Raw genomic sequence first — 23,797 nt, forward strand, 5'->3', positions numbered from 1 at the left:
CGACAAAACTATTCGATCTAACCGCAGTCACTTACTAACCTCAGTCACTGCAGCGTCACGCATGAAGCGTTTTAGTGGCTTACACTGCGTTTTACTTATCCATTTGTTACAAGGAATAAACCATGGGCATGATCAGTGAATTCAAGGCATTTGCCGTCAAAGGCAATGTGGTCGATATGGCGGTCGGTATCATCATCGGCGCCGCCTTCGGCAAAATCGTTTCGTCGTTCGTTGGCGACGTGGTGATGCCGCCACTGGGCCTGCTGATCGGTGGCGTCGACTTCAGTGACCTGGCAATCACCCTGAAAGCCGCGCAAGGGGATATCCCGGCTGTCGTGCTGGCGTATGGCAAGTTCATTCAGACCGTGATCGACTTCGTCATCGTCGCATTCGCCATCTTCATGGGCGTCAAGGCGATCAACCGCCTCAAGCGCGAAGAAGCCGTGGCGCCTACCACGCCACCGGTGCCAACCCCTCAGGAAACCCTGCTGACCGAGATTCGCGATCTGCTCAAGACGCAGAATCAGAACCGTCTGCCCTGATTAAAACAAAGGGGCGCGGTGCGCCCCTTTACCAGTAGTTTTCCACCGCAACCTGGCCTGGACGTTTGCTCAAGTTGAGTTGCAGATCGCGCGCCTTCAACACCTGGCGCGTGTCGTCGATCATCTGCGGGTTGCCGCAGAGCATGATCCGCGAATGCTCGGGGGATAATTCAAGCCCCGCCGCCCGCTCCAGCTCGCCGCTTTCAATCAACTGGGTAATCCGGGCATTCAGTGCACCCGGATACGCTTCGCGCGTGACCACTGGAATGAACTGCAACTTGCCGGCATATTCGGCCAGATAGTCGCGCTGCTCCAGCCCGGCAATTTCATCGACGTAGGCCAATTCCGCGGCCTCGCGTACCGAATACACCAGTTTGATGTTGTCGAAGCGTTCCCAGACTTCGAAGTCCTGCAGGATCGACATGAACGGTGCAATGCCGGTGCCGGTTGCCAGCAGCCACAGATCGCGGCCAGCTGGCAGTCGATCAAGGGTCAGATAGCCGAACGCCTGGCGATCGATAAGCAAGCTGTCGCCCTGCGCCAGGCGGCTGAGCTCGCTGGTGAATTCGCCGCCAGGCACAACGATCGAGAAGAAATCCAGATACTCGTCATGCGGCGCACTGACCATCGAGTACGCGCGCCAGACCACGCTGCCATCGGCTTTGCTCACGCCCAACCGAGCGAACTGCCCTGCGCGAAAACGAAAGCCTGGATCGCGTGTCACGCGCAGGGAAAACAGGTTAGGCGTCAACGGCCGAACGTCGAGCAGAGTCTGGCGGGTGAACTTGTCGGCGCTGGCGGTCATGACGGGCTCCATAAATCAGATGCGCCCAGTTTCGCCTAAAGCTGACTGAATGAACACCGACGGTTTGCAGGGGCAAGGCGCGAAGTGAATGGCGGGAACAGCGTTAATGAGAAAGAAAACAAACAAGAGGACGACTCTTTTCCTACACTGAGTCAGGCAGGTTGAGCAACGCCTCCAACAAAGCCGGCGCCATCGCCATCGCAGCCAGCCGTGGGCTGTTCTGAGCGCAACCTCCCCCCCGTGGATAAAGCCCTGTAGAATCTCGCCCCTCAAGCTCGTCGTGGTCTGCGCCGAGCAGATTCATAGCTGAGCCCCACGCCATGCCCCTGCTGACCAGCCCCTTCGCCGAACTCGATCTGATCCGCCAACCGGAACAGGCCGACGACCCGCTGCAAGCGTTCGACGCTGCCGACCAGTACCTGCTCGAGCACCTCGCCAGCCAAGGTTTGCCCGCCGACTGCCGTGTGCTGGTACTCAATGACAGCTTTGGCGCGCTGGCGGTCAGCCTGTGCGACAGCCTGCAGGTGACCAGCAGCGGCGACTCGCACCTGGCCCGCATGGCTCTGGAAAAGAACCTCGTGCGCAACGCCAAGGCGTTCGACAGCGTGCCGTTCGTGCCGTCCAACCAGGTCTGGCAGGGGACGTTCGATCGGGTGCTGGTGCGGGTGCCGAAAACCCTGGCCTTGCTTGAAGAGCAGTTGATCCGCTTGCGAGGCCACCTGGCACCGGGCGCCGAGGTGATCGCCACGGCCATGATCAAGCACTTGCCGCGTGCCGCTGGCGACTTGCTGGAAAAGTACATCGGCCCGGTGCAGGCCTCGCTGGCGCAGAAAAAAGCGCGCCTGCTGACGGCCAGCTTCAGCGAACGGGCTCCGGCTCAATCGCCCTACCCTAGCCGTTACTCCTTGGATCAACCGCCCCTGGAGTTGGTCAACCACGCCAATGTGTTCTGCCGCGAAGGACTGGATATCGGCACCCGTGCGTTTCTCCCGCACCTGCCGCGCGATCTTGGTCAGGCCCGGGTCGCCGACCTGGGTTGCGGTAACGGCGTGCTGGCGATCGCCTGTGCGCTGCTCAACCCACAGGCGCAGTTCAGCCTGGTCGATGAGTCGTACATGGCCGTGCAGTCGGCACTGGAAAACTGGCAGGCGGCATTGCCCGAGCGGCCGGTTGAGGTGCTCGCGGCAGACGGCCTGGCCGGGTTCGAGAAGCAATCACTGGATGTGGTGCTGTGCAACCCACCGTTCCACCAACAACAGGTGGTCGGTGACTTCCTCGCCTGGCGCATGTTCCAGCAGGCCCGCGATGCGCTGGTGGTGGGCGGCGCGCTGTACATCGTCGGCAACCGCCACCTGGGCTATCACAGCAAGCTGGCGCGCCTGTTCCGTGGGGTCGAGCAAGTTGCCGCGACCCCCAAGTTCGTCATCCTCAAAGCGCGCAAGTAATTCGCCCGGTCAATGCGTGCTCAGCCCGGCTGCGCTCATGAACATGCGCATCAGCCAAGCCAGCACACCCAGGGCGGCGACACTCGCCGCCCAGATCATCACCAGCCAACCTAGCCGCTGCCACAGTGGCTTCTTCTGTTCGACACCGGTCATGCCGCGCACCTCCTAGTGATAGCCCTGGTCATGGGTGACTTTGCCGCGGAACACGTAATAGCTCCAGAACGTGTAACCGAGGATCAACGGCAGGATGAACAGCGTCCCCACCAGCATGAAGCCCTGGCTCTGCGGCGGTGCGGCGGCCTCCCAGATCGAGATCGACGGCGGGATGATGTTTGGCCAGACGCTGATCCCCAGGCCGCTGTAGCCCAAGAAGATCAACACCAGGGTCAGCAGAAACGGCGTGTAGTGCGCTGAGCGAGCAATCGCCTTGAACAAGCCATAGAACGTCACCATGACCAGAATCGGCACCGGCATGAACCACAGCAGGTTAGGCATGCTGAACCAGCGCTCGGCAATCTGCGGGTAAGCGATCGGCGTCCACAGGCTGACGATGCCGATGACCGCCAGCAGTACCAGAGCCAGGGGCCGGCCAAGCACATGCATCTGCTGTTGCAGCGGGCCTTCGGTTTTCATGATCAGCCAGGTGCAACCCAGCAAGGCGTAGGCGACGATCAGGCCCAGCCCGGAGAACAGGCTGAACGGCGTGACCCAGTCCCAGGCGCCGCCGGCATAGTGGCGGTCGACCACCTTGAAGCCCTCGATGAACGCGCCCAATGCCACACCCTGAAAGAACGTCGCCAGCAGCGAGCCGCCGATGAACGCCTTGTCCCACACGTGGCGCTTGGCAGCAGTGGCCTTGAAGCGGAATTCGAAGGCCACACCGCGGAAGATCAACCCGATCAGCATCAGGATCAGCGGCAGATACAGTGCCTCCAGCACCACCGCGTAGGCCATCGGAAACGCCCCGAACAAGCCCGCTCCGCCCAGCACCAGCCAGGTTTCGTTGCCGTCCCAGACCGGCGCGACGGTGTTCATCATCACGTCGCGGTCATGCTCGGCCTTGACGAACGGGAAGAGAATGCCGATGCCCAGGTCGAACCCGTCCATCACCACATACATCATCACGCCAAAGATGATGATCACAGCCCAGATCAGCGGAAGATCGATACCCATGGCTCAGTTCCTCTCGGTCAGGCTGGAGTTGGCCTCATGGCCGTCATCGGCAGCGGACAAGGGCCGCGCCGGGGTCCGTTTTTGCCCTGGGCCGCCAGGTGGCTGCTCTTCTTCACCGGTATGCGGGCCTTTGCGCACCAGGCGCATCATGTACGCCAGGCCGGTGCCGAACACCGCAAAGTAGACCACCACGAACATCACCAGCGTGAAGCCGAGCTGGCCGTAGCTGTGGTTGGAGACGCCATCGGCCGTGCGCATCAAGCCATATACCACCCACGGCTGGCGGCCGATCTCGGTGGTGAACCAGCCAGCCAGAATAGCGATCAGCCCGGATGGCCCCATCCACAACACGAAGTACAGGAACGGCCGCGAATGGTAGATCGCGCCGGTTCTACGCAGCCACAGGCTCCACAGGCCAGCGGCAATCATTAGCATGCCCAGCGCAACCATGACCCGGAACGACCAGAAGATGATCGTCGAGTTGGGCCGATCCTCTTTGGGGAATTCCTTCATGGCCGGCACTTGCTTGTCCAGGCTGTGGGTCAGGATCAAACTGCCGAGCACCGGAATCTCGACCTTGAAGCGAGTGGTTTCGGCTTCCATGTCGGGGATGCCGAACAGAATCAGCGGGGTCGCCTCACCGGGCTTGTTCTCCCAATGGCCTTCGATGGCGGCGATTTTCACCGGCTGATGCTTGAGCGTATTGAGCCCATGGAAGTCGCCGATGATCGCTTGCACCGGGGCCACGATCAGGGCCATCCACATCGCCATCGAGAGCATCTTGCGCACGGCCGGGTTGTCGCGCCCGCGCAGCAGATGCCAGGCCGCCGAGGCGCCGACGAAGAACGCCGTGGCGACGAAGGCGGCGGTGGCCATGTGCGCCAGGCGGTAGGGGAACGACGGGTTGAAGATCACCGCCAGCCAATCCACCGGGATTACCCGGCCATCGATGATTTCGTGGCCCTGTGGGGTCTGCATCCAGCTGTTGGAAGCCAGGATCCAGAAGGTCGAGACCAGCGTGCCCAGCGCCACCATCAGCGTCGAGAAGAAGTGCAGGCCGCGGCCTACGCGGCTCCAGCCAAACAGCATGACGCCAAGGAAGCCTGCTTCGAGGAAGAATGCAGTGAGCACTTCGTAGGTCAGCAATGGCCCGGTGACGGCGCCGGCGAAATCAGAGAAGCGGCTCCAGTTGGTGCCGAACTGATAAGCCATGACCAAACCCGAGACCACGCCCATGCCAAAGTTGACGGCGAAGATCTTCGACCAGAAATGGTAGAGATCGCGGTAGACGCGGTTGTCGGTTCTCAGCCACAGGCCTTCGAGAACCGCCAGATAACTGGCCAGGCCAATGGTGATGGCCGGGAACAGAATGTGAAAGGACACGGTAAAGGCGAACTGGATTCGGGCGAGCTCTAGGGCTTCTAAGCCGAACATGGTGCTTCCTCTTCAGGTGAACCGGCATTTCGGGCTTGTGGCCCTGATGCCCACTGCCCCCACGGTTATCGAGTGCGACCTGTTGGAATTGTTCTATTCGATTGCAGGGATTCACGCCGCACAGGCCGATCAATGCATTTGCAACGATTGACCCAGATCAATGGCTGTATCCAGCATAGCCCCGAATTCCGCCCCAGGGCCTGTGGCTGGATGCCGCGTGGCGCATTGCCCCACCCTCTTCCATGCAATGGCAAAAGGTGCTTGAGCAGGACTTGTGCAACTCTTTGTTACAAACAGATGATAGGCTGCAGAGCCCCGGGTTCTTATAGGTCGCAGGCTGCCGATGTCCGACTCTGCTCCGCTGTTGTTGCGTCACCACCGCCCCTTTCTCGCGTTCTGGCTGGCCCGCGTGTTTACCGCGAGCGGCTTTCAGATGCTCACTGTGGCGATTGGCTGGCAGCTCTATCAGCTGACCGGCAACGTGCTCGATCTGGGTCTGGTCGGCCTGGTCGAATTCGCCCCGCGGGTGTTGTTCATGCTGCATACCGGGCACGTGGCCGACCGCTATGACCGGCGCCGGGTGGCGGCGCTGTGCCAGAGCCTGCAAGCGCTGATTGCGCTGGCACTGGTGCTCGGCAGTGCCACCGACAACGTCAGCCGTGAGCTGATCTTCTGCCTGGCCTTCCTGCTCGGCGCCGCACGTTCGTTTGAAATGCCGGCGACTCAGGCCCTGCTGCCCAACGTGGTCCCGCCCGGACTGTTCCCGCGGGCCGTGGCAGCCTCGGCATCGGCGACCCAGGCCGCCACTATCGTCGCCCCTGCGGTCGGCGGCTTGTTGTATGCGCTGGGCAGCATCTGGGTGTACGGCCCGACCGTGGCGCTGTATGTGATCGCCTGCGGCCTGACCCTGAGCCTGGATGCCCGCCAGCAGGTCCAGCAGCGCGGCCGGGCGACGCTGGAGTCTCTTTTGGCCGGGATACGCTTCATCCGTAGCCGGCCGGACATCCTCGGTGCCATCTCGCTGGACCTGTTCGCCGTGCTTCTGGGCGGCGCCACGGCGTTGTTGCCGGTGTTCGCCAAGGACATCCTGTTGACTGGCCCGTGGGGCCTGGGCCTGCTGCGTTCGGCGCCGGCAGTCGGCGCGCTGTTGATGTCGGTATGGCTGGCGCGCTTCCCGTTCGAGCGCAAGGTCGGCCGGACCATGTTCACCGCAGTCGGCGTGTTCGGCGTGGCCACCATCGCCTTTGGCCTGTCGACCTCGTTCTGGTTCTCGCTGGCGGTGCTGGTGGTGCTGGGCGCGGCAGACATGATCAGCATGGTCATCCGCAGCGCTTTCGTGCAGCTGGAAACGCCTGACGAAATGCGCGGCCGGGTCAGCGCGGTAAATGGCTTGTTCATCGGGGCTTCGAACCAGCTCGGGGAGTTCGAGTCAGGCATTACCGCGCACTGGTTCGGCACCGTACCGGCAGTGGTGCTGGGCGGCGTCGGCACGCTGGTGGTGACCGGGGTGTGGATTAAGTTGTTCCCGAGCTTGGCCAACCGCGATCAACTGCACAGCCAGCCGGTAGCAGAAGCGCCAGCGGCGTCAGCCGCACCGATCAAAGGTTGACCCCGCCAGCAGCAGGCTCATCTGCTGCTCGTAGCCGACCCGGGCGCGAAAGCCATTGCCGCTTTCGCGCCAGCCGGTTGCACGGTACAAGGCCAAAGCGCCGAGGTTGGCGCGGTCCACTGACAACTGCAGGCGCCTGATCTCAGGCCACATGGTGCGCAAGAGAGCCGGTAGCGCCTGCATGCAAAAGCGCCCAAGGCCCTGCCCCTGAAACCTGCAGTCGACCTGCAACGCAGTCATCATCGCTGCATCAGGTTGACCCCAGGCGGGCAGAAATGCGCCACGCTGAAGCAGCAGAAACGCTCTGGGCACATCATCGAGCAACAGCGCGACGCCGCGGCGCTGATCAGAGCCGCAACCGAGTAACAGATACAAGGCATCAGCGATATCGCCGGCGAAGCACTGCTGCTCAGACGGCAGCTGGATCTCCAGCAGTTGCCCACGCTGGGCCGGGGTTAGCTGCGAGTAGTCAATCAGCTGCACAGCGGCATCTCGGCGGCGGCCGTCTGGGTGATCGGCACTGAATGCGCAGTGTATCGCGACATTGATTACCGCTCAGCAAGCATGCTGGTATGATGCGCGGCTTTTTTCTACCCCAGATAAAACCACGGCATCCGGTACGGTCTGTGCTTTGCTGATGAGGTCGATACATTAACGGCGCCCCGGAGGCGTCTTTGGGAGCGGGCATGCTGGAAAGGCTGTTTCAACTAAAAGCACACAACACCAACGTGCGCACCGAGATACTTGCGGGCGTGACCACGTTCCTGGCCATGGCCTACATCCTCTTCGTCAACCCGAGCATCCTCGGCGAGACCGGTATGGACAAGGGCGCGATCTTTGTCGCGACGTGCCTGGCTGCGGCCATCGGCTCGGCGACCATGGGCCTGATCGCCAACTACCCGATCGCACTGGCGCCGGGCATGGGCCTGAACGCCTTCTTCACTTACACCGTGGTCCTGCACATGGGCCATACCTGGCAGGTGGCGCTGGGTGCGGTGTTCATCTCGGCGGTGTTGTTCTTCCTGCTGTCGATCTTCCGCATCCGCGAGTGGATCGTGAACAGCATTCCGCTGCCGCTGCGCTCGGCCATCGCCGCCGGTATCGGCCTGTTCCTCGCACTGATTGCGCTGAACAATGCCGGCATCGTCGTTGATAACCCAGCCACCCTGGTTGGTTTGGGCGACCTCAAGAAGCCTGCTCCGGTGCTCGCTGCACTGGGCTTCTTCCTGATCGTCGCGCTGGAAGCAATGAAGGTTCGCGGGGCTGTACTGATCGGCATTCTGGCCGTCACCGTAGCCTCGATCCTGATGGGCGTGACGCCGTTTGCCGGTGTAGTCTCGATGCCGCCATCGCTGGCGCCGACCTTCCTCCAGCTGGACATCGCTGGCGCTCTGGATGTGGGCCTGGTCAGCGTGATCTTTGCCTTCCTGTTCGTCGACCTGTTCGACAACTCCGGCACCTTGATCGGCGTGGCCAAACGCGCGGGCCTGATGAGCAAGGACGGCCACATGCCGAAAATGGGCCGGGCACTGATCGCCGACAGTACCGCAGCCATGGCCGGCTCGCTGCTGGGTACCTCGACCACCACCAGCTACATCGAGTCGGCAGCAGGTGTAAGCGCCGGTGGCCGTACTGGCCTGACCGCCATCGTGGTCGCGGTGTTGTTCCTGCTGGCGCTGTTCTTCGCGCCGTTGGCCGGCAGCGTGCCGGCCTTCGCCACCGCACCGGCGCTGTTGTTCGTCGCCGTGCTGATGGCTTCGGGCCTGGCTGAAATCAACTGGGACGACGTCACCGAGGCCGCCCCTGTGGTGGTGACTGCCCTGGCCATGCCGCTGACCTACTCGATCGCCAACGGCATCGCCTTCGGCTTCATTGCCTGGACCGCGATCAAGCTGCTGTCGGGCCGCCGCCAAGACCTGAACCCGGCGCTGATCATCCTGTCGATTCTGTTCGTTATCAAGCTGGGCTGGTTCAACGCATGAGTTCTGTTTTCGATCCATCTGCCTACCAAAGCCTGCTGGCGCCAAAAGTCGAGCGCCTGCGCGAGCTGCTGGCGCCGTTCAGCGCGCCCGAGCCTGTGGTGTTCGAGTCGCCGCGCGAGCACTACCGCCTGCGCGCCGAGTTTCGCCTGTGGCGTGAAGACGGCCAGCGTCACTACGCCATGTTCGCCCCGGGCGAAAAGCACAAGGCGATCCTGATCGAGGATTTCCCGATTGCCAGCCAACGCATCAATGCGCTGATGCCGCGCCTGAAAGCGGCCTGGCAGGCGAGCGAGACGCTGAGCAATCGGCTGTTCCAGGTGGAGTTCCTGACCACCCTGGCCGGCGATGCAATGATCACCCTGTGCTATCACCGCCCGCTCGACGACGAGTGGGAAGCTGCTGCCCGCGAGCTGGCCGCCGAGCTCGACGTGAGCCTGGTTGGCCGCTCCAAAGGCAAGCGTTTGGTAATTGGCCGTGACTATGCGGTGGAAAAACTCAACGTCGCCGGGCGCACCTTCAGCTACCGCCAGCCCGAGGGTGCTTTTACCCAGCCCAACGGCGCGGTCAACCAGAAGATGCTCAACTGGGCATTTGAGGCCATCGGCGAGCGCGACGACGACCTGCTCGAACTGTACTGCGGCAACGGCAACTTCACCCTGCCGCTGGCAACCCGCGTACGCCAGGTGCTGGCCACCGAGATCAGCAAGACCTCGGTCAATGCCGCCTTGCACAACCTCGACGAAAACGGCGTGGATAACGTGCGCCTGGTGCGCCTGTCGGCCGAAGAGCTGACCGAGGCACTGAACGAGGTGCGCCCGTTCCGCCGCCTGCAGGGCATCGACCTGAAGAGCTATCAGTTCGGCACGGTGTTCGTCGACCCGCCGCGCGCGGGGATGGACCCGGATACCTGCGAGCTGACTCGACGCTTCGAGCGCATCCTGTACATATCCTGCAACCCGGAAACTCTGGCGGCCAACATCGCCCAGTTGCACGATACGCACCGGATCGAACGCTGCGCCCTGTTCGACCAGTTCCCCTATACCCACCATATGGAAAGCGGTGTGCTGCTGGTCCGACGCTGAACCGACCTCTGCCGGGGCTGCAATGCTTCGGCACGGCCACCCCACCAGCATCGAGCAACTGGCCAGCCAGGCCCTGCTCGGCTACAGCCGCCTGACCCACCCGCAGCGCTTGCAGCTGCGCAGCCCGGCAGACGAGCAGTGCGATGTGCTGATACCGGCGCCAGCGAGGCTTTTGGGGGCCTCGCTGGCGTAGGCTGGTTTCAGGCTTGTATCAGAAGTCGAAGAACACCGTCTCGCCTTCGCCCTGAATCCGCATGTCGAAGCGATAGGCAGTCTTGCCGTCGACTTCGCAGCGTTTGGCAATCAGCGTCTCGCGCCGTTGCGGCTGCTCGATCAGGTTGAGCACCGGGCACTTGGCGTTGGCCTCGGCTTCGTCATCAAAATACAGCCGCGTGTGCAGTTGGATATTGATGCCGCGGGCAAACAGGCTGATGTTGATGTGCGGCGCCATTGGCACGCCGGCGGCATTCTTGACCACACCCGGTTTGACCGTGTGCAGCGTCCAGTCACCGGAGTCGAAGGTGGTGGCGGTACGGCCAAAGCTGTTGAACGGGTTTTCCAGGTTGTACTGATCCTGGTACTGGCCGTCGGCATCGGCCTGCCACACTTCCAGGAACGAATCACGCACCAGATGGCCATTGCCATCGTAGACCTGACCGATCAGCAGGATGTGCTCGCCGGCGGCTTCAGGGCGCGCCAGGGTGTTCCAGATTTCGGTCGGCCGAACCGGGTTGCCCGCTGCTTGCAGGGCCAGGCCGATGTGCACGTAAGGGCCGGCAGTCTGCGACGGGGTTTCCGGCAGCAATTCAATTGGCATGTCGCGGCTCCTCAGCGGTTTTCGAAGTGGGTCTGGCGCTGACCGCGCAGAACGATGTCAAAACGGTACGCCAGGCAATCCATCGGATTGGCGTTGCTCATGTCGAGCTTGGCAATCAGTTGCTGCACCGCTTGCGGGTTGGCGATCGACTTGACGATCGGGCACAGCGGGATCAGCGGATCACCTTCGAAGTACAGCTGGGTAATCAACTTGGTCGAGATCGACGGGCCGCTGATCGAGAAGTGAATGTGCGCCGGGCGCCAGTCATTCGGGCCGTTGCGCCATGGGTACGGGCCGGGCTTGATGGTGCGGAAGCTGTAATAGCCATCGCGGTCGGTCAGGGCCCGGCCGACACCACCGAAGTTGGGGTCCAGCGGCGCCAGGTAACGGTCGTTCTTGTGGCGGTAACGGCCGCCGGCGTTGGCCTGCCACATTTCCACCAAGGTGTTTGGCACTGGTTTGCCGTACTGGTCGATCACTCGGCCGGCGACGATGATGCGCTCGCCGATCGGCAGGCCACCGTTGTCGAAGTTGAGCAGCAGGTCGTTGTCGTGCTGGCCAAAGCCCAGGTGAGTGAAGTCCGGGCCGGTGGTTTCACTGATCGACTGCGGGATGCTGACCAGCGCCTGGCGCGGCGAGCGGGCAATCGACGTCTTGTAATCTGGGGTCAGCGCTTTCGGGTGCCAGTTGCGATCACGGATCACGAAGCGGCTGGTGTCCTCGGCAGGCATACCGGTGTTCCTCTTATTGGAGTTGTGCGAGCGCCCGTGCGTGGCGGGCGGACTTGCAGTTTCCGATAGCCTGGATGGGATGAATATTGAAATCAGCGGTCTTAGCCATAACTGTTTGGTTATGCCTTGCAGCGTGCCTGCACAAGGCAGCAGCACTGAACTAATCTATACCCTCAACCTCGCGGTTTGGAGAAGCTCGATGGAATGGCGAAAAGGTCGGCGTAGCGACAATGTGGTCGATGCTCGCGGTGCAGGCGGCGGCGGTGGCGGCGGCATGCGCTTTGGCGGCGGCAAGGGGCTGGGCCTGGGCGCCATCCTGCTGATCGTCGGCATCGGCTGGATGACCGGCCAGGACCCGCTGCAGATTCTCGGCCAACTGACCGGGCAGATGCAGCAAAGCGCGCCGGCCAACGTCGAAGGCAAGGCGCCGCCGGCCAATGATGATCAGGCCGCGTTCGTTGCCTCGATCCTGGGTGACACCGAAGACACCTGGAAGGCGCTGTTCGCCCAGGCCGGCAAGCAATACAGTGACCCCAAGCTGGTGCTGTTCAGCGGCCAGGTCAATTCGGCCTGCGGCTTCGCCTCCTCGGCGGTCGGGCCATTCTACTGTCCGGCTGACCAGCGGGTGTATCTGGACATGACCTTCTTCCGCGAAATGGAAACGCGCTTTGCCGCCGCCGGCGACTTCGCCCAGGCCTACGTCATCGCGCACGAGATCGGCCATCATGTGCAGACGCTGCTCGGCGTCTCCAATCAGGTCCAGGCCGCTCGCCAGCGCGGGCAGAAGATGGAGGGTGACAACGGCCTGCTGGTGCGTCAGGAATTGCAGGCCGACTGTTTTGCCGGGGTCTGGGCCTATCAGGCGCAGAAACGCCTGAACTGGCTGGAACCGGGTGACATCGAAGAGGCACTTAACGCCGCCAACGCCATCGGTGATGACCGCTTGCAACAGCAAGGCCAAGGTCGCGTGGTGCCGGATTCGTTCACCCACGGCACGTCGGCGCAGCGCGTACGCTGGTTCAAGACCGGCTTCAGCGACGGTGACGTCAACCGCTGCGATACCTTCAACGCACGCACGCTGTAATTCCCCGCCAATCTGCATGCAACAACGCCTCTTGAGCACTTTGCGCTCAGGAGGTGTCGTTGAATGCGCCGCTTTTTAACGCCAATGCCGCAGTAAAACCCTCGGATTTTCAGACAGTTACAAATCTGCTGAAAAAGCGTTTCAGCTAGCCCGATTGTGGCCGATAACTCATGCACGAATCAGCGGGCCCCGGGAAGAATAACGCCAGCGATTGACAACAACTGAGCGAATGATCTTTATGGAGTGCGTGCATGAACAGTTGGTTTGCCAACATCAGTGTCAATTTCAAACTGGGCCTGGGCTTTGGCCTGGTCCTGCTTTTGACCGGCCTGCTGGCCCTGACCGGCTGGAACAGCTTGGGCAGCTTGATCGACCGCAGTAACTGGATGAGCGACATCAGCCAGCTCAACAAAGACCTCACCGACCTGCGCGTAGCACGTCTGCAGTACATGATCGCCAACGGCGATGACGCCGCTGCGGCCAACACCCAGACCAAACTGGACACCTTCAGTGCCCAGCAGCAGCGCTTGGTGGCCTCGTTCAAGAGCCCTGAAAACGTCAAGCTGCTCAACGAGCTGGGCGCGATCATCAGCGACTACAAACTGTCGCTGAGCAAGATGCGCGCGGGCTACAAGACCACCCTCGCCAACCGCGAGAACATGAACCAGACTGCCGCCAAGTCCGATCAGATCCTTGATGCGATCAGCCGCGACGTGTTGGCCCAGCCGGAAGTCGACAGCGTACGCCTGGCCCAGTATCAGGCCATCAGCAAGACGCGTCAGCAGTTGCTGCAAGTGCGCGTCGATGTACGCGGCTACATCGCTGACAACAGCGCAGCCAATGAACAGGCCGCCCTGCGCCAGCTCGACGCGGCCCTGGTCGAGATCGACAACCTCAAGCGCCAGCTACCCAACGAAAGCACCCGCCTGCAACAGTTCGACCAGAGCGTGCAGGCTTACCGCTCGGCCGTGCGTGACTTCCGCGACGCCACCGCCGCCATCGCCGTGGCCCGCGCCGAGATGACCGTGCAAGGTGCCGACATCGTCAAACGCAGCGACGCCCTGTACAAGATCCAGCTCGAGCGCCGCGACATCGAAAGCGACCAGGCGCGCCATCTGCAGATCATCTCGACCCTGCTGGCATTGTTGGTCGGGGTATGCGCCGCGATCATCATCACCCGCCAGATCACCCGCCCGCTGCGCGAAACCATGGACGCCGTCGAGCGTATTGCCGGTGGCGACCTGTCCAGTGAGCTGCGGGTCACCCGCCGTGACGAGTTGGGCGTGCTGCAACAAAGCATCAGCCGCATGGGCAGCACCCTGCGCGAGTTGATCGGTGGTATTCGTGATGGCGTAACGCAGATTGCCAGCGCCGCCGAAGAGCTGTCGGCCGTGACCGAGCAGACCAGCGCCGGTGCCAACAGCCAGAAAGTCGAGACTGACCAGGTTGCCACTGCCATGCACGAGATGGCTGCGACCGTGCAGGAAGTCGCCCGCAACGCTGAACAGGCTTCGCGCGCGGCAACGGGTGCCGATGATGAAGCGCGTGCCGGTGACCGGGTGGTGGGCGAGGCGATCAACCAGATCGAACGCCTGGCCGACGAAGTCCAGCGCTCGACTGACGCAATGAACCTGCTGCAGCAGGAAAGCCAGAAGATCGGCAGTGTCATGGACGTGATCAAGTCGGTTGCCGAGCAGACCAACCTGCTGGCATTGAACGCGGCCATCGAAGCTGCCCGCGCCGGTGAAGCCGGGCGTGGTTTTGCCGTGGTCGCCGACGAAGTGCGCGGCCTGGCGCAGCGTACGCAGAAGTCCACCGAAGAGATCGAAGAGCTGATCGCCAGCCTGCAGAACGGCACCCAGCAAGTGGCCAACGCCATGCTGGGCAGCCGCAACCTGACTGAAAGCAGCGTCGAGCTGGCGCGCAAGGCCGGTGGTTCGCTGGAGAACATCACCCGCACTGTGTCCAACATCCAGTCGATGAACCAGCAGATCGCCGCAGCCGCCGAGCAACAGAGCGCGGTTGCCGAGGAGATCAGCCGGAGCATTCTCAATGTACGCGATGTGTCGGAACAGACAGCCGCAGCCAGTGATGAAACCGCCGCGTCGAGCGTCGAGCTGGCACGCCTTGGCAGTCATCTGCAGACGCTGGTAAGCAAGTTCCGCGTGTGACCGCTGCCTTGTGAACTGCTCAGCCCGGCCAGCGCAATGCTGGCCGGGCTGAGCAGCACTGGCGTTACTTGACGATCATGCCAACACCACGACCGCGCGGGTCGGAGGCGGTTTCAAGCTTGCCATCGGTGACGCGAATGGCCTGGATATCGCCCATCTCCCAGCCCTGATCCTCAAGCACATAGCCCATCTTTTTCAGCTCGTCGGCGACCTTGCCGGTCAACGGTGCATAGCTGTCGAAGTAGATAGTGTCCTTGGGCAGCAGCTGGTGATGCACGCGCTGCGCTGCAACGGCCTTGGCCAGCGGCATGTCGTAGTCGTAGAGGTTGTTCATCACCTGGAAGATCGAGGTGAAGATGCGCGAGCCGCCCGGCGTACCGATGACCAGGCTGACCTTGCCGTCGCGGGTCACCAGGCTTGGGCTCATCGACGACAGCATGCGTTTGCCCGGAGCAATCGCGTTGGCATCGCCGCCGACCACGCCAAAGGCATTGGCGGTACCGGGCTTGCTGCTGAAGTCATCCATCTCGTCGTTGAGCAGGAAGCCTGCGCCCTTGACCACCACGCCACTGCCGTAGTCGAGGTTGAGGGTGTAGGTGTTGCTGACCGCGTTGCCCTGTTTGTCGACGATCGAGAAGTGCGTGGTTTGATGCGGCTCCAGCCCCGGGCGGACCGTGTCGGTGGCGGAAATGGCGGTTGGGTTGACCTGCTCGGCGCGTTTTTTCAGGTAGTCCTTGGCCACCAGCTTGTCCACCGGTACCTCGGTGAAGGCCGGGTCGCCAAGATAGTCGGCGCGGTCGGCGAACACGCGCTTTTCAATCTCGGCCAGCAGGTGGATGTAGCGCGCCGAGTTCTGCTCGACGCCCTTGAAGTCTGCCGCGCGGTTTTCCTTGATCCCGAGCAACTGCGCCAGCGCTACGCCGCCTGAGCTTGGCGGTGGCGCGGTGTAGACCACGTTGCCGCGCCAGTCGATGGCCATCGGCTCGCGCCAGAGGGCTTTGTAGTCCTTAAGGTCGTCTTTGCTGATCAGGCCGTTATCGGCCTTCATCTGCGCAACCAGCAGGTCGGCGGTCTTGCCTTGATAGAACTCGCTGACGCCTTTGTCGGCGATGCGTTCGAGGGTCTGCGCCAGCTCCGGCTGCTTGAACAGCTCGCCGACTTTCATGCTGCCGAAATAATCGTTGAAGTTGGTCGCGGTCTTGAACAGGCCTTGGGCATCGTCGCGATACTGGTACTGCTTCTGGGCGATCTTGAAGCCGTTGTTGGCGTAACCGATGGCCGGAGTCAGCAGCTCGCTCCAGGGCAACTTGCCGAACTTTTGATGCGCCTCCCACAAGCCCATTACTGTGCCCGGCACGCCAGCGGCGCGCACGCCGACCAGGCTGAGGTTCTCGATGACCTCGCCTTTTTCGTCCAGGTACATATTGCGGGTGGCCGCCTTGGGCGCCACTTCGCGGTAGTCGAGGAAGTACGCTTTGCCGTCCACGTACAGGGTCATGAAGCCACCGCCGCCGATGTTGCCGGCTTCTGGATAGGTGACTGCCAGGGTGAAGGCAGTGGCCACGGCGGCATCGACGGCGTTGCCGCCTTTTTTCAGGATATCGGCGGCGACCTGTGCGCCATATTGATCGGGCGCGGCCACTGCGCCGCCTTCAAGGGTCACCGCGAAGGCCGACGAACAGCTCAGGATCGCGGCCCCGAGGGCCATGGATTGGAACATGACGAGACGCATGAGCACTTCCTTGGTGTTGTTTTTGTTGATCACTTATTAACACTGAAGCGTTTTGACTAAGCAAACGCACCAGACACAGGACGACGGCATTGCGTCATTCGTGTCGTTTTTAGAACGGTTCTTAGGATCGAGATTGCTGGGGCCGCGTCAGCCTGAGTGGACGCGGTCGGCGTAGGAGCGGCCTTGTGTCGCGAAAGGGGTGCGCAGCACCCCCGGCAATCCCGGACCAGTACCACGCGCTCAGCAGGCATACGCCGCCAGCTTGGTCTGGATGAAATCAAGGAAGCACTGAATCCGCAGCGCCAGCTGGGTGTTGCGGTAGTAAACCGCATGAATCGGCTGCCGGTACCCATTGTTGGCCTCGCTCAACAGCACGTGCAGGCGCCCGGCGCGGATATCTTCGTGGGTCATGAAATGCGACAGGCAGACGATACCCTGCCCGGCCAGCGCCAGCTGGCGCAAGGTCTCGCCACTGGATGCGGTCAACTGCGGGCGGATTCGCCAACTGTCGCCGTCGGCGTGGCGCAGCGGCCATTGGTTGAGGCTGTCCAGCGAGCTGAAGCCGAGCAGGCAGTGCTCGCTCAAGTCACTGACCTGGCGCGGCACGCCGTGGCGTTGCAGGTATTCGGGGCTGGCCAGAATCTGGATCGGGCTGCAGCCCAGCGAGCGCGCATGCAGGCTGGAGTCGGCCAGCTCGCCGATGCGGATGGCGACGTCGGTGCTTTGCTGGAGCAGGTCGATGATCAGGTCATCGGTGTTCAGCTCCAGCTCGATGGCCGGGTACAGCGCGCGAAACTCAGCGATCCAGGGCACGATCGCGTGCAGCATGAATGGTGCTGCGGCGTTGATGCGCAGGCGCCCCGACGGCGTCTGCCGGTGCAGCGACAGGCGCTCTTCGAGCTCGCTCATCTGTTCGAGGATGGTCCGCGCGTGCAGTACAAAGAACCGCCCTTCTTCGGTCAGGTCCATGCGCCGCGTGGTGCGGTTGATCAGCGTGGTGCCAAGCTTGCCTTCCAGCCGCGCCAGGGTGCGGCTGACCGCAGACGGGGTTTGCCCGAGTTGCTCGGCAGCGGCGGAAATCGAGCCGCAGTCGATCACGCTGACGAATACCTGGAGTTCTTCTGAGCGGGTTTTCACGGCAGTGCCTGGGCCAGGATGAGGCCTGGATTGTCGGCCGTTTATTGCCGGGCAAGCAACTGCCGCGTCGGTCACGCCGCGCATCGCTTACCGGGCCTGGCCGAACACCTTGGCCAGATGCGCCTCGTAGGCTGCCACGGTAGCGGCCACATCCGGGCGCTTCATCACATCGACGGCGAGGAAGGTTGGCAGGCCGCTCATGCCGAGGAACTGGTTGGCCTTGTGGAACGGGAAGTACACCGCATCCACGCCCTTGCCTTCAAAGAAGTCGTTGGGGTCGTCGAAGGCCTGTTGCGGCGCGTTCCAGGTGGCCGAAATCATGTACTGCTTGCCCTGGATCAGGCCGCCACTGCCGTACTTCTGCGAAGCGTCGGAGCGGGTCCGGCCGTCGCTGGCGTAGAGGCTGCCGTGGCCTTCGGTGAACACTTCATCCAAGTACTGTTTGACGGTGTACGGGGCACCCATCCACCAGCCGGGCATCTGATAGATGATCACGTCGGCCCAAAGGTATTTCTGCACTTCTTCCTTGATGTCGTAGCCGCCGTCGATGAAGGTTTGTTTGACATCGAAACCGGCCCGGTCCAGATAGGCCAGCGCGGCATCGTGCAGGGTTTCGTTCAAGCGGCCGTCGGAGTGGGCGAACTGTTTGCCGCCATTGAGCAGAAGAATCTTTTTCATATCGAGCCTCTAAGGTTCTGTGTCGATCCGCAGACCGATGCACTTCAGATGGCTGCAGGTTAGAGGCTCGCCCGTGGCGGAAACAGCCAGCATTGGGCAAATCAGTTTTGCCTTGTAATCACGAATCATCACCAGACTGTTGCTTTAAAATCGCTTCTCCACTTATTTGCAAGGTGCAGTCATGAACGCTCAATACGCCTTTATTCTCAAAGCCAAGACCCGCCCGGAAAAGGCCGAAGCATTCGAGCAACTGTTCCGCGCCTACGTCGAACCAAGCCGCCAGGAGCCGGGCTGCGTCGAATACCACATGTTGCGCGATCAGCAGGACCCGAGCCTGTTCATCTTCTATGAGGTGTGGGCCGATCAGGCGGCGTTCGATGCGCACTGCGCGCTGGCCCATATGCAGCAGTTTGCCGCGCAGCGCATGGACTATCTGGAGCACGATTTCGAGGTGCAACGCATCGACATGCTCAGCGTCGCCTCGGGTAAACGTTGAGCCGTTCAAATAGCTGACAAATGTCGCTTGCCGCCAGCCGCCGGGCTTCTCACAATCCACGGATTAGCTTTCATTGCGCACCCGATAAGGATCTCCCCGTGCCGTCCATCTATCAGCTCAAACCCCGCTTCCAGGCCCTGCTGCGGCCCACCGTGCAGCGCCTGTACGACCGCGGGGTGACGGCCAATCAGGTCACGGTTGCCGCTGGGATAGTCTCGCTGCTGCTGGGCCTGCTGCTGGCCTGCTTTGCCGACATCCACGGGCTGTTCATCCTGCTGCCGATCTGGATGCTGCTGCGCATGGCGCTCAACGCGGTGGACGGCATGCTCGCCCGCGAGTTTGGCCAGCAGTCCAGGCTTGGTGCCTACCTCAATGAACTGAGCGACGTGATCGCCGACGCTGCGCTGTACCTGCCGTTTGCCCTGCTGGTCGGGGTATCGCCCGTGCTGGTGGTGCTGCTGGTGTTGAGCGCACTGATCAGCGAATACGCGGGGGTGATGGGCCCGCTGGCCGGTGCAGCGCGGCGCTACGACGGGCCGATGGGCAAGAGCGATCGCGCGTTTGCCTTTGGCCTGCTCGGTACCGGTGTCGCCTTTGGCCTGCTCGATCCAACCTGGATCAACGGCCTGCTGCTGGTGATTCTGCTGCTCTCGCTCTATACCCTCTACAACCGGGTACGTCAGGGCCTGACCCACGCCAACTGATCGTCGCCACTGACCGCACCGCCGCCAGCCAAAAGGACCTTTGCCATGCGCCAGGCGCAATCGCTGCACTTCTCTACCCATGACGGCGTCGAGCTGCACTATCGCTACTGGCCGGCCATCCGCAGCGAGCATCAGCCGCGTCGGGCGGTGGTGATGTTCCACCGCGGCCATGAGCACGGCGGGCGCCTGGCGCACCTGGCAGACGAACTGGACATGCCCGGCTATGACTTCTTTGCCTGGGACGCACGTGGCCACGGCCAGTCGCCAGGGGCGCGCGGCGACAGCCCGAGCTTTGCCACCAGCGTGCGCGATGTGCAGACCTTCATCGAGCACATTCAAACCCGCCACGGCATCGCCGAAGACAACACCGTGGTGCTGGCGCAAAGCGTCGGTGCCGTGCTGATTGCCACCTGGGCGCATGACTACGCGCCCAAGGTACGCTGCCTGGTGCTGGCCTCGCCGGCGTTCAAGGTCAAACTCTACGTGCCGTTCGCCCGCCCTGGCCTGAAGCTGATGAAAGCCGCGCGCGGCAACTTCTTCGTCAACAGCTACGTCAAGCCACGGCTGCTCACCCACGACCCGGAGCGGGTGGCTTCGTATGTGGCCGACCCGCTGATCAGCCGGCCCATCTCGGTGACCATGCTGCTCGGCCTGTATGAAGCCGCAGACCGGGTAGTGGCGGACGCTCAGGCGATCCAACTGCCGACCCAATTGCTGGTTTCGGGCGCCGACCTGGTGGTCGAGCGGGCGCCGCAGGAGCAGTTCTTCGAGCGCCTGGGCAGTGCCCGCAAAGAGCTGCACCTGCTGCCTGGGTTCTTCCACGACACCCTTGGCGAGCGTGACCGCAGCCATGTACTGCCGCGCATCAAGCGCTTCGTCGAGCACTGCTTCGATGCCCCGCTGGCGGCACCTTCGCTGCTCGATGCCGACCAGTCCGGCGCCAGCTGCGCCGAAGCCGAAAGCCTCGCAGCAAAGCTGCCGCGCTACTCGCCACGGGATCTGTACTGGCGCGCCACCCGCGCCGGCCTGCGTCTGGGCAAAGGCATGGCAGACGGGCTCAAGCTGGGCTTCGATACCGGCTTCGACTCCGGCAGCACCCTTGACTATGTCTATCGCAACCAGGCCACTGGCAAGGGCAAGCTGGGCCAGATGATCGACCGCAACTACCTCGACGCCATTGGCTGGCGCGGTATTCGCCAGCGCAAGCTGCATGTCGAAGAGCTGCTGCGCGAAGCGATCCGGCGCCTGCGCGAGCAGGGCCGCACAGTCGATATCGTCGACATCGCCGCCGGCCATGGCCGCTACATTCTTGAAGCCTTGCAGGAACTCGAGCAACTGCCGGACTCGATCCTGCTGCGCGACTACAGCGAACTGAATGTGCAGCAGGGCACGGCGCTGATTGCCGAAAAGGGCTTGGGCGATATCGCGCGTTTCGTCCAGGGCGACGCCTTTGACCGGCAGAGCCTGGCCACACTCGAGCCGCGCCCGAGCCTGGCTGTGGTTTCCGGGCTGTACGAACTATTCGCCAGCAACCAGATGGTCAGCACCTCGCTGGCCGGCCTGGCTGATGCCGTCGAAACGGGCGGCTATCTGGTCTATACCGGCCAGCCGTGGCACCCGCAGCTGGAGATGATCGCCCGCGCCCTGACCAGCCACCGTGGCGGTCAGGCCTGGGTCATGCGTCGACGCAGCCAGGCCGAAATGGATCAGCTGGTTGCCGCCGCTGGTTTTCGCAAGATCACCCAGCGCATCGACGAATGGGGCATCTTCAGTGTCAGCCTGGCGCAGCGGGTCGAGTGATGGCGCGTGAAGCCGGGCTGATCCGCCGTGGGGTCTTGTGGCTACTGCTGCTCGGGCCGTTTTTCTTTCTCAGCTACGGCCTGGCCAACACCTACACGGCGGGCCGTGCCGATGTCGGCAGCCTGGTGTTCGGCTGGGAAAGCCAGATGCCGTTGTGGCCGTGGACGATCATCCCGTACTGGTCCATCGACCTGCTCTACGGCCTGTCGTTTCTGCTGCCACGCAACCGCCGCGAGATGGACCGCCACGCCCTGGCCTTGTTGAGCGCGCAGCTGATCTGCGTGGCCGGCTTTCTGCTCTGGCCGCTGCGCTTTACCTTCGAGCGACCGGAGCTGAGCGGCCTGTTCGGCTGGCTGTTCGATGTACTGATGGGCTTCGACAAACCGTTCAATCAGGCGCCCTCGCTGCACATCGCCCTGCTGGTGATCATCTGGACTATGTTCGCCCGCCACCTGCGCAACCCGCGTGGGCGCTGGCTGATGCACGGCTGGATGGCGCTGATCGGGGTGTCGGTGCTGACCACCTGGCAGCACCACTTCATCGACTTGCCGAGCGGTGCGTTGGTCGGGCTGCTATGCGTCTGGCTGTGGCCTCGCGACGGTCAACCGCCGTTGCAAGCTGCGCGTCTGGCGCAGGATCCCAAGCGCTGGCGGCTGGCGCTTTACTACACCCTGGGCGCTGCGCTGTGCACCGGTTTGGCGAGCTGGGCCGGCGGCGCCTGGCTGTGGCTATTGTGGCCGGCACTGGCGCTGCTGCTGGTGGCCTTGAGCTACGCGGTACTCGGTGCCAGCGCGTTTCAAAAAGGCGCTGATGGGCGCCTGTCGATGGCCGCCAGCTGGCTGTTTGCACCCTACCTGCTCGGCGCCTGGATCAACTCGCGGCTGTGGACGCGACGCCATCCGCAGGCGGACGAAATCTGTGACGGGGTCTTCCTCGGCCGTATTCCGGCAGCCGGTGAGGCGGGGCAGTTTTCGGCGATTGTCGACCTGTGTGCCGAACTGCCATGCCTGGCAGCCAAACCATTGGCAAACCATTACCGTAGCCTGCCGACCCTGGATCTGGTGGTCGCCGATCTACAGCTGTGCCGCGCCGCCGCCGACGCTATCGAGACGCTGCGCCAGCAAGGGCCGTTGCTGGTCTGTTGCGCGCTGGGTTACTCGCGCAGCGCCACCGCCGTCGCCGCTTGGTTGCTGCTCAGTGGCCGCTGCACGAGCCTGGCTGAAGCCGAACTGCGCTTGCGCCAGGCGCGCCCGGGCATCGTCCTGCGCAGCGCACACCAGCACATGCTCAGGCAACTGGAGGGGCAAGCATGCACCTGCGCGTAACCGCCAGCCTGCTCGGCCGCGGCCAGCAACTGGAGCGACTGTCCGACGGCATCAGCCTGATCGCGCTGGGCTATGGCCTGGCGCCGCTGCTGGGCGCCCCACTGCCGCTACTGGGCAGTGGGTTATGCGCCCTGCTGGTGATACTCGGCCTTGTGCATAAATACCTGGCGGTGCGAGTCGCGCTGGATGCCGAGTTATTTGCCGAGCTGGCTTCGCGGAGCGACCTGCCAGCCGCTACGGGCCAGCTCGACCGCGCCTTGTTCGACCTCAACCTCAAACCCAGCGCCAGCGACCCGCGCGATTGGACCACGCGCAGCCAGGCTGCGCTCGGCCTGTTACGCCGCCAAGGCCTGTGCCTGGCCCTGCAGATCGCGCTGTGCCTGACTACGCTGCTGACACTCCCTTTGATCGGATAAGACCCGTGCCATGCTCACCGCCCTGACTGCCTTTGCCATCACCTCCGCCGCGCGCCTGATCACCGGCGCCCGCGCCCTCTGGCTCGGCTGCACGCCGCAGCCGGTGCAGCGCCTGTACTTCGCCAACCACAGTAGCCACGGCGACTTCGTCCTGCTCTGGGCGTCGCTGCCGGGGCCGCTGCGCCAGCGCACGCGACCGGTTGCAGGCGCCGACTACTGGGCCAAACCGGGCCTGCGCAACTTCGTCATCCGCAAGGTATTCAACGGTGTGCTGATCGACCGGCAGCGCAGCGAAGTCCAGGCCAACCCGCTGCAGCCGGTGCTTGATGCGCTGTCCGGTGGCGATTCGTTGATCTTCTTCCCCGAGGGCACGCGCAATCTCGGCGATGAGCCACTGTTGCCGTTCAAGAGCGGTTTGTTCCACCTCGCCGTCGCCAACCCCGACATGGAAGTGGTGCCAGTGTGGATCGCCAACCTCAACCGGGTCATGCCCAAGGGCCGCGCCCTGCCGCTGCCGCTGTTGTGCACCTTGAGCTTTGGCGAACCGCTGCAGGTGCAGGCCGCTGAAGACAAGCACGCGTTTCTCGAGCGGGCCCGCCAGGCCCTGCTGAACCTGGCCCCCAAGGAAGCCTGA

The 23,797-nt window shown here is 62.9% G+C and carries 24 protein-coding genes; 14 read left to right on the forward strand and 10 right to left on the reverse strand.

All coding sequences use genetic code 11. From position 1 onward, the window contains the following. Positions 1 to 122: 122 nt before the first annotated feature. Complete coding sequence (gene mscL, locus ACIOAU_RS18240; RefSeq protein ID WP_101322091.1) at positions 123 to 542, forward strand: large-conductance mechanosensitive channel protein MscL; 420 nt, start codon at positions 123 to 125, stop codon at positions 540 to 542. 28 nt (positions 543 to 570) lie between these two features. Here mscL and ACIOAU_RS18245 read toward each other — a convergent pair whose 3' ends face one another. Further along, positions 571 to 1,347 (reverse strand): ferredoxin--NADP reductase, encoded by a 777-nt coding sequence (locus tag ACIOAU_RS18245; protein ID WP_101322092.1) that lies wholly within the window; start codon positions 1,345 to 1,347, stop codon positions 571 to 573. A gap of 320 nt (positions 1,348 to 1,667) precedes the next feature. On the opposite strand from ACIOAU_RS18245, the gene ACIOAU_RS18250 reads away from it, so the two are divergent. Then, positions 1,668 to 2,792, forward strand: coding sequence for a methyltransferase (locus ACIOAU_RS18250; protein WP_150570686.1), 1,125 nt, complete (start codon positions 1,668 to 1,670; stop codon positions 2,790 to 2,792). A 9-nt stretch (positions 2,793 to 2,801) separates the two neighbouring features. Here ACIOAU_RS18250 and ACIOAU_RS18255 read toward each other — a convergent pair whose 3' ends face one another. From ACIOAU_RS18255 to ACIOAU_RS18265, 3 genes are read right to left on the reverse strand one after another with little or no spacing between them, the layout of a single operon-like run. Continuing rightward, positions 2,802 to 2,945: a DUF2474 domain-containing protein gene (locus tag ACIOAU_RS18255; protein WP_150570687.1), complete on the reverse strand. Its 144-nt coding sequence runs from the start codon at positions 2,943 to 2,945 to the stop codon at positions 2,802 to 2,804. A 12-nt stretch (positions 2,946 to 2,957) separates the two neighbouring features. After that, positions 2,958 to 3,965 (reverse strand): cytochrome d ubiquinol oxidase subunit II, encoded by a 1,008-nt coding sequence (gene cydB, locus ACIOAU_RS18260; protein WP_150570688.1) that lies wholly within the window; start codon positions 3,963 to 3,965, stop codon positions 2,958 to 2,960. 3 nt (positions 3,966 to 3,968) lie between these two features. Further along, positions 3,969 to 5,399: a cytochrome ubiquinol oxidase subunit I gene (locus ACIOAU_RS18265; protein ID WP_103438557.1), complete on the reverse strand. Its 1,431-nt coding sequence runs from the start codon at positions 5,397 to 5,399 to the stop codon at positions 3,969 to 3,971. Positions 5,400 to 5,742: 343 nt separating this feature from the next. Between ACIOAU_RS18265 and ACIOAU_RS18270 the strand changes: the two genes are divergently transcribed. Continuing rightward, positions 5,743 to 7,008: an MFS transporter gene (locus ACIOAU_RS18270; RefSeq protein WP_150570689.1), complete on the forward strand. Its 1,266-nt coding sequence runs from the start codon at positions 5,743 to 5,745 to the stop codon at positions 7,006 to 7,008. Here ACIOAU_RS18270 and ACIOAU_RS18275 read toward each other — a convergent pair. Beyond that, positions 6,985 to 7,491 (reverse strand): GNAT family N-acetyltransferase, encoded by a 507-nt coding sequence (locus ACIOAU_RS18275; RefSeq protein WP_101322098.1) that lies wholly within the window; start codon positions 7,489 to 7,491, stop codon positions 6,985 to 6,987. The two genes, ACIOAU_RS18270 and ACIOAU_RS18275, sit on opposite strands and share 24 nt — an antisense overlap. A 203-nt stretch (positions 7,492 to 7,694) precedes the next feature. Between ACIOAU_RS18275 and ACIOAU_RS18280 the strand changes: the two genes are divergently transcribed. The 3 genes from ACIOAU_RS18280 to ACIOAU_RS18290 are packed head-to-tail and all read left to right on the forward strand — an operon-like array spanning position 7,695 to position 10,265. Next, entirely contained in the window at positions 7,695 to 8,990 is a 1,296-nt protein-coding gene (locus tag ACIOAU_RS18280) for an NCS2 family permease (RefSeq protein WP_101322099.1), read from the forward strand. Further along, complete coding sequence (trmA, locus tag ACIOAU_RS18285) at positions 8,987 to 10,072, forward strand: tRNA (uridine(54)-C5)-methyltransferase TrmA (RefSeq protein ID WP_401183734.1); 1,086 nt, start codon at positions 8,987 to 8,989, stop codon at positions 10,070 to 10,072. Before ACIOAU_RS18280 ends, trmA begins: the two co-directional genes overlap by 4 nt. A 22-nt stretch (positions 10,073 to 10,094) precedes the next feature. Continuing rightward, positions 10,095 to 10,265: a hypothetical protein gene (locus ACIOAU_RS18290; RefSeq protein WP_401183737.1), complete on the forward strand. Its 171-nt coding sequence runs from the start codon at positions 10,095 to 10,097 to the stop codon at positions 10,263 to 10,265. A gap of 18 nt (positions 10,266 to 10,283) precedes the next feature. Here the strand turns inward: ACIOAU_RS18290 and pcaG are convergent, their stop codons facing one another. Further along, the gene (pcaG, locus tag ACIOAU_RS18295) at positions 10,284 to 10,889 is read right to left on the reverse strand and encodes a protocatechuate 3,4-dioxygenase subunit alpha (protein ID WP_150573010.1); all 606 of its coding nucleotides are present in this window, start codon (positions 10,887 to 10,889) and stop codon (positions 10,284 to 10,286) included. Between the two features lie 11 nt (positions 10,890 to 10,900). Then, entirely contained in the window at positions 10,901 to 11,620 is a 720-nt protein-coding gene (gene pcaH / locus ACIOAU_RS18300; RefSeq protein WP_101322102.1) for a protocatechuate 3,4-dioxygenase subunit beta, read from the reverse strand. A gap of 199 nt (positions 11,621 to 11,819) precedes the next feature. Here pcaH and ACIOAU_RS18305 point away from each other — a divergent pair, with 199 nt between their 5' ends. Beyond that, positions 11,820 to 12,704, forward strand: coding sequence for a neutral zinc metallopeptidase (locus ACIOAU_RS18305; protein WP_150570693.1), 885 nt, complete (start codon positions 11,820 to 11,822; stop codon positions 12,702 to 12,704). A gap of 251 nt (positions 12,705 to 12,955) precedes the next feature. Continuing rightward, positions 12,956 to 14,875 carry a methyl-accepting chemotaxis protein gene (locus ACIOAU_RS18310; RefSeq protein ID WP_401183741.1) on the forward strand — a complete coding sequence of 640 codons (1,920 nt, stop codon included), beginning with the start codon at positions 12,956 to 12,958 and terminating at the stop codon, positions 14,873 to 14,875. A 64-nt stretch (positions 14,876 to 14,939) separates the two neighbouring features. On the opposite strand, the gene ggt is transcribed toward ACIOAU_RS18310, so the two are convergent. The 3 genes from ggt to ACIOAU_RS18325 form a co-directional block, all read right to left on the reverse strand. Continuing rightward, positions 14,940 to 16,607 (reverse strand): gamma-glutamyltransferase, encoded by a 1,668-nt coding sequence (gene ggt / locus ACIOAU_RS18315; protein WP_150570695.1) that lies wholly within the window; start codon positions 16,605 to 16,607, stop codon positions 14,940 to 14,942. A gap of 240 nt (positions 16,608 to 16,847) precedes the next feature. After that, positions 16,848 to 17,744 carry a LysR substrate-binding domain-containing protein gene (locus ACIOAU_RS18320; protein WP_401183744.1) on the reverse strand — a complete coding sequence of 299 codons (897 nt, stop codon included), beginning with the start codon at positions 17,742 to 17,744 and terminating at the stop codon, positions 16,848 to 16,850. An 87-nt stretch (positions 17,745 to 17,831) separates the two neighbouring features. Beyond that, a complete protein-coding gene (locus ACIOAU_RS18325) occupies positions 17,832 to 18,422 on the reverse strand; it encodes an NAD(P)H-dependent oxidoreductase (RefSeq protein WP_101322106.1) in 591 nt (196 codons plus the stop codon). A 181-nt stretch (positions 18,423 to 18,603) separates the two neighbouring features. Between ACIOAU_RS18325 and ACIOAU_RS18330 the strand changes: the two genes are divergently transcribed. From ACIOAU_RS18330 to ACIOAU_RS18355, 6 genes are all read left to right on the forward strand, one after another. Continuing rightward, positions 18,604 to 18,918, forward strand: a complete 315-nt coding sequence (locus ACIOAU_RS18330; RefSeq protein ID WP_401183747.1) for a putative quinol monooxygenase — start codon at positions 18,604 to 18,606, stop codon at positions 18,916 to 18,918. Positions 18,919 to 19,016: 98 nt separating this feature from the next. Continuing rightward, positions 19,017 to 19,622 carry a CDP-alcohol phosphatidyltransferase family protein gene (locus ACIOAU_RS18335; protein ID WP_150570697.1) on the forward strand — a complete coding sequence of 202 codons (606 nt, stop codon included), beginning with the start codon at positions 19,017 to 19,019 and terminating at the stop codon, positions 19,620 to 19,622. Between the two features lie 45 nt (positions 19,623 to 19,667). Further along, positions 19,668 to 21,422, forward strand: coding sequence for a bifunctional alpha/beta hydrolase/class I SAM-dependent methyltransferase (locus ACIOAU_RS18340; RefSeq protein ID WP_401183751.1), 1,755 nt, complete (start codon positions 19,668 to 19,670; stop codon positions 21,420 to 21,422). Further along, on the forward strand, positions 21,422 to 22,747 hold the full coding sequence (locus ACIOAU_RS18345) for a phosphatase PAP2/dual specificity phosphatase family protein (RefSeq protein ID WP_150570699.1): 1,326 nt from the start codon (positions 21,422 to 21,424) through the stop codon (positions 22,745 to 22,747). The genes ACIOAU_RS18340 and ACIOAU_RS18345 overlap by 1 nt, the downstream gene beginning before the upstream one ends. Then, positions 22,732 to 23,163 (forward strand): hypothetical protein, encoded by a 432-nt coding sequence (locus ACIOAU_RS18350; RefSeq protein ID WP_101322111.1) that lies wholly within the window; start codon positions 22,732 to 22,734, stop codon positions 23,161 to 23,163. Before ACIOAU_RS18345 ends, ACIOAU_RS18350 begins: the two co-directional genes overlap by 16 nt. Positions 23,164 to 23,173: 10 nt before the next feature. After that, positions 23,174 to 23,797 carry a lysophospholipid acyltransferase family protein gene (locus ACIOAU_RS18355; protein WP_101322112.1) on the forward strand — a complete coding sequence of 208 codons (624 nt, stop codon included), beginning with the start codon at positions 23,174 to 23,176 and terminating at the stop codon, positions 23,795 to 23,797.

The organism is Pseudomonas sp. NPDC088322, assembly GCF_044740745.1.
Lineage (GTDB): Bacteria > Pseudomonadota > Gammaproteobacteria > Pseudomonadales > Pseudomonadaceae > Aquipseudomonas > Aquipseudomonas shirazensis.

Excerpts from the sequence above, each read along its gene's own strand:
- mscL (WP_101322091.1), top strand. The coding sequence starts at position 123 with ATGGGCATGATCAGTGAATTCAAGGCATTTGCCGTCAAAGGCAATGTG.
- ACIOAU_RS18245 (WP_101322092.1), bottom strand. The coding sequence starts at position 1,347 with ATGACCGCCAGCGCCGACAAGTTCACCCGCCAGACTCTGCTCGACGTT.
- ACIOAU_RS18250 (WP_150570686.1), top strand. The coding sequence starts at position 1,668 with ATGCCCCTGCTGACCAGCCCCTTCGCCGAACTCGATCTGATCCGCCAA.
- ACIOAU_RS18255 (WP_150570687.1), bottom strand. The coding sequence starts at position 2,945 with ATGACCGGTGTCGAACAGAAGAAGCCACTGTGGCAGCGGCTAGGTTGG.
- cydB (WP_150570688.1), bottom strand. The coding sequence starts at position 3,965 with ATGGGTATCGATCTTCCGCTGATCTGGGCTGTGATCATCATCTTTGGC.
- ACIOAU_RS18265 (WP_103438557.1), bottom strand. The coding sequence starts at position 5,399 with ATGTTCGGCTTAGAAGCCCTAGAGCTCGCCCGAATCCAGTTCGCCTTT.
- ACIOAU_RS18270 (WP_150570689.1), top strand. The coding sequence starts at position 5,743 with ATGTCCGACTCTGCTCCGCTGTTGTTGCGTCACCACCGCCCCTTTCTC.
- ACIOAU_RS18280 (WP_101322099.1), top strand. The coding sequence starts at position 7,695 with ATGCTGGAAAGGCTGTTTCAACTAAAAGCACACAACACCAACGTGCGC.
- trmA (WP_401183734.1), top strand. The coding sequence starts at position 8,987 with ATGAGTTCTGTTTTCGATCCATCTGCCTACCAAAGCCTGCTGGCGCCA.
- ACIOAU_RS18290 (WP_401183737.1), top strand. The coding sequence starts at position 10,095 with ATGCTTCGGCACGGCCACCCCACCAGCATCGAGCAACTGGCCAGCCAG.
- pcaG (WP_150573010.1), bottom strand. The coding sequence starts at position 10,889 with ATGCCAATTGAATTGCTGCCGGAAACCCCGTCGCAGACTGCCGGCCCT.
- pcaH (WP_101322102.1), bottom strand. The coding sequence starts at position 11,620 with ATGCCTGCCGAGGACACCAGCCGCTTCGTGATCCGTGATCGCAACTGG.
- ACIOAU_RS18305 (WP_150570693.1), top strand. The coding sequence starts at position 11,820 with ATGGAATGGCGAAAAGGTCGGCGTAGCGACAATGTGGTCGATGCTCGC.
- ACIOAU_RS18310 (WP_401183741.1), top strand. The coding sequence starts at position 12,956 with ATGAACAGTTGGTTTGCCAACATCAGTGTCAATTTCAAACTGGGCCTG.
- ggt (WP_150570695.1), bottom strand. The coding sequence starts at position 16,607 with ATGCGTCTCGTCATGTTCCAATCCATGGCCCTCGGGGCCGCGATCCTG.
- ACIOAU_RS18325 (WP_101322106.1), bottom strand. The coding sequence starts at position 18,422 with ATGAAAAAGATTCTTCTGCTCAATGGCGGCAAACAGTTCGCCCACTCC.
- ACIOAU_RS18330 (WP_401183747.1), top strand. The coding sequence starts at position 18,604 with ATGAACGCTCAATACGCCTTTATTCTCAAAGCCAAGACCCGCCCGGAA.
- ACIOAU_RS18340 (WP_401183751.1), top strand. The coding sequence starts at position 19,668 with ATGCGCCAGGCGCAATCGCTGCACTTCTCTACCCATGACGGCGTCGAG.
- ACIOAU_RS18345 (WP_150570699.1), top strand. The coding sequence starts at position 21,422 with ATGGCGCGTGAAGCCGGGCTGATCCGCCGTGGGGTCTTGTGGCTACTG.
- ACIOAU_RS18350 (WP_101322111.1), top strand. The coding sequence starts at position 22,732 with ATGCACCTGCGCGTAACCGCCAGCCTGCTCGGCCGCGGCCAGCAACTG.
- ACIOAU_RS18355 (WP_101322112.1), top strand. The coding sequence starts at position 23,174 with ATGCTCACCGCCCTGACTGCCTTTGCCATCACCTCCGCCGCGCGCCTG.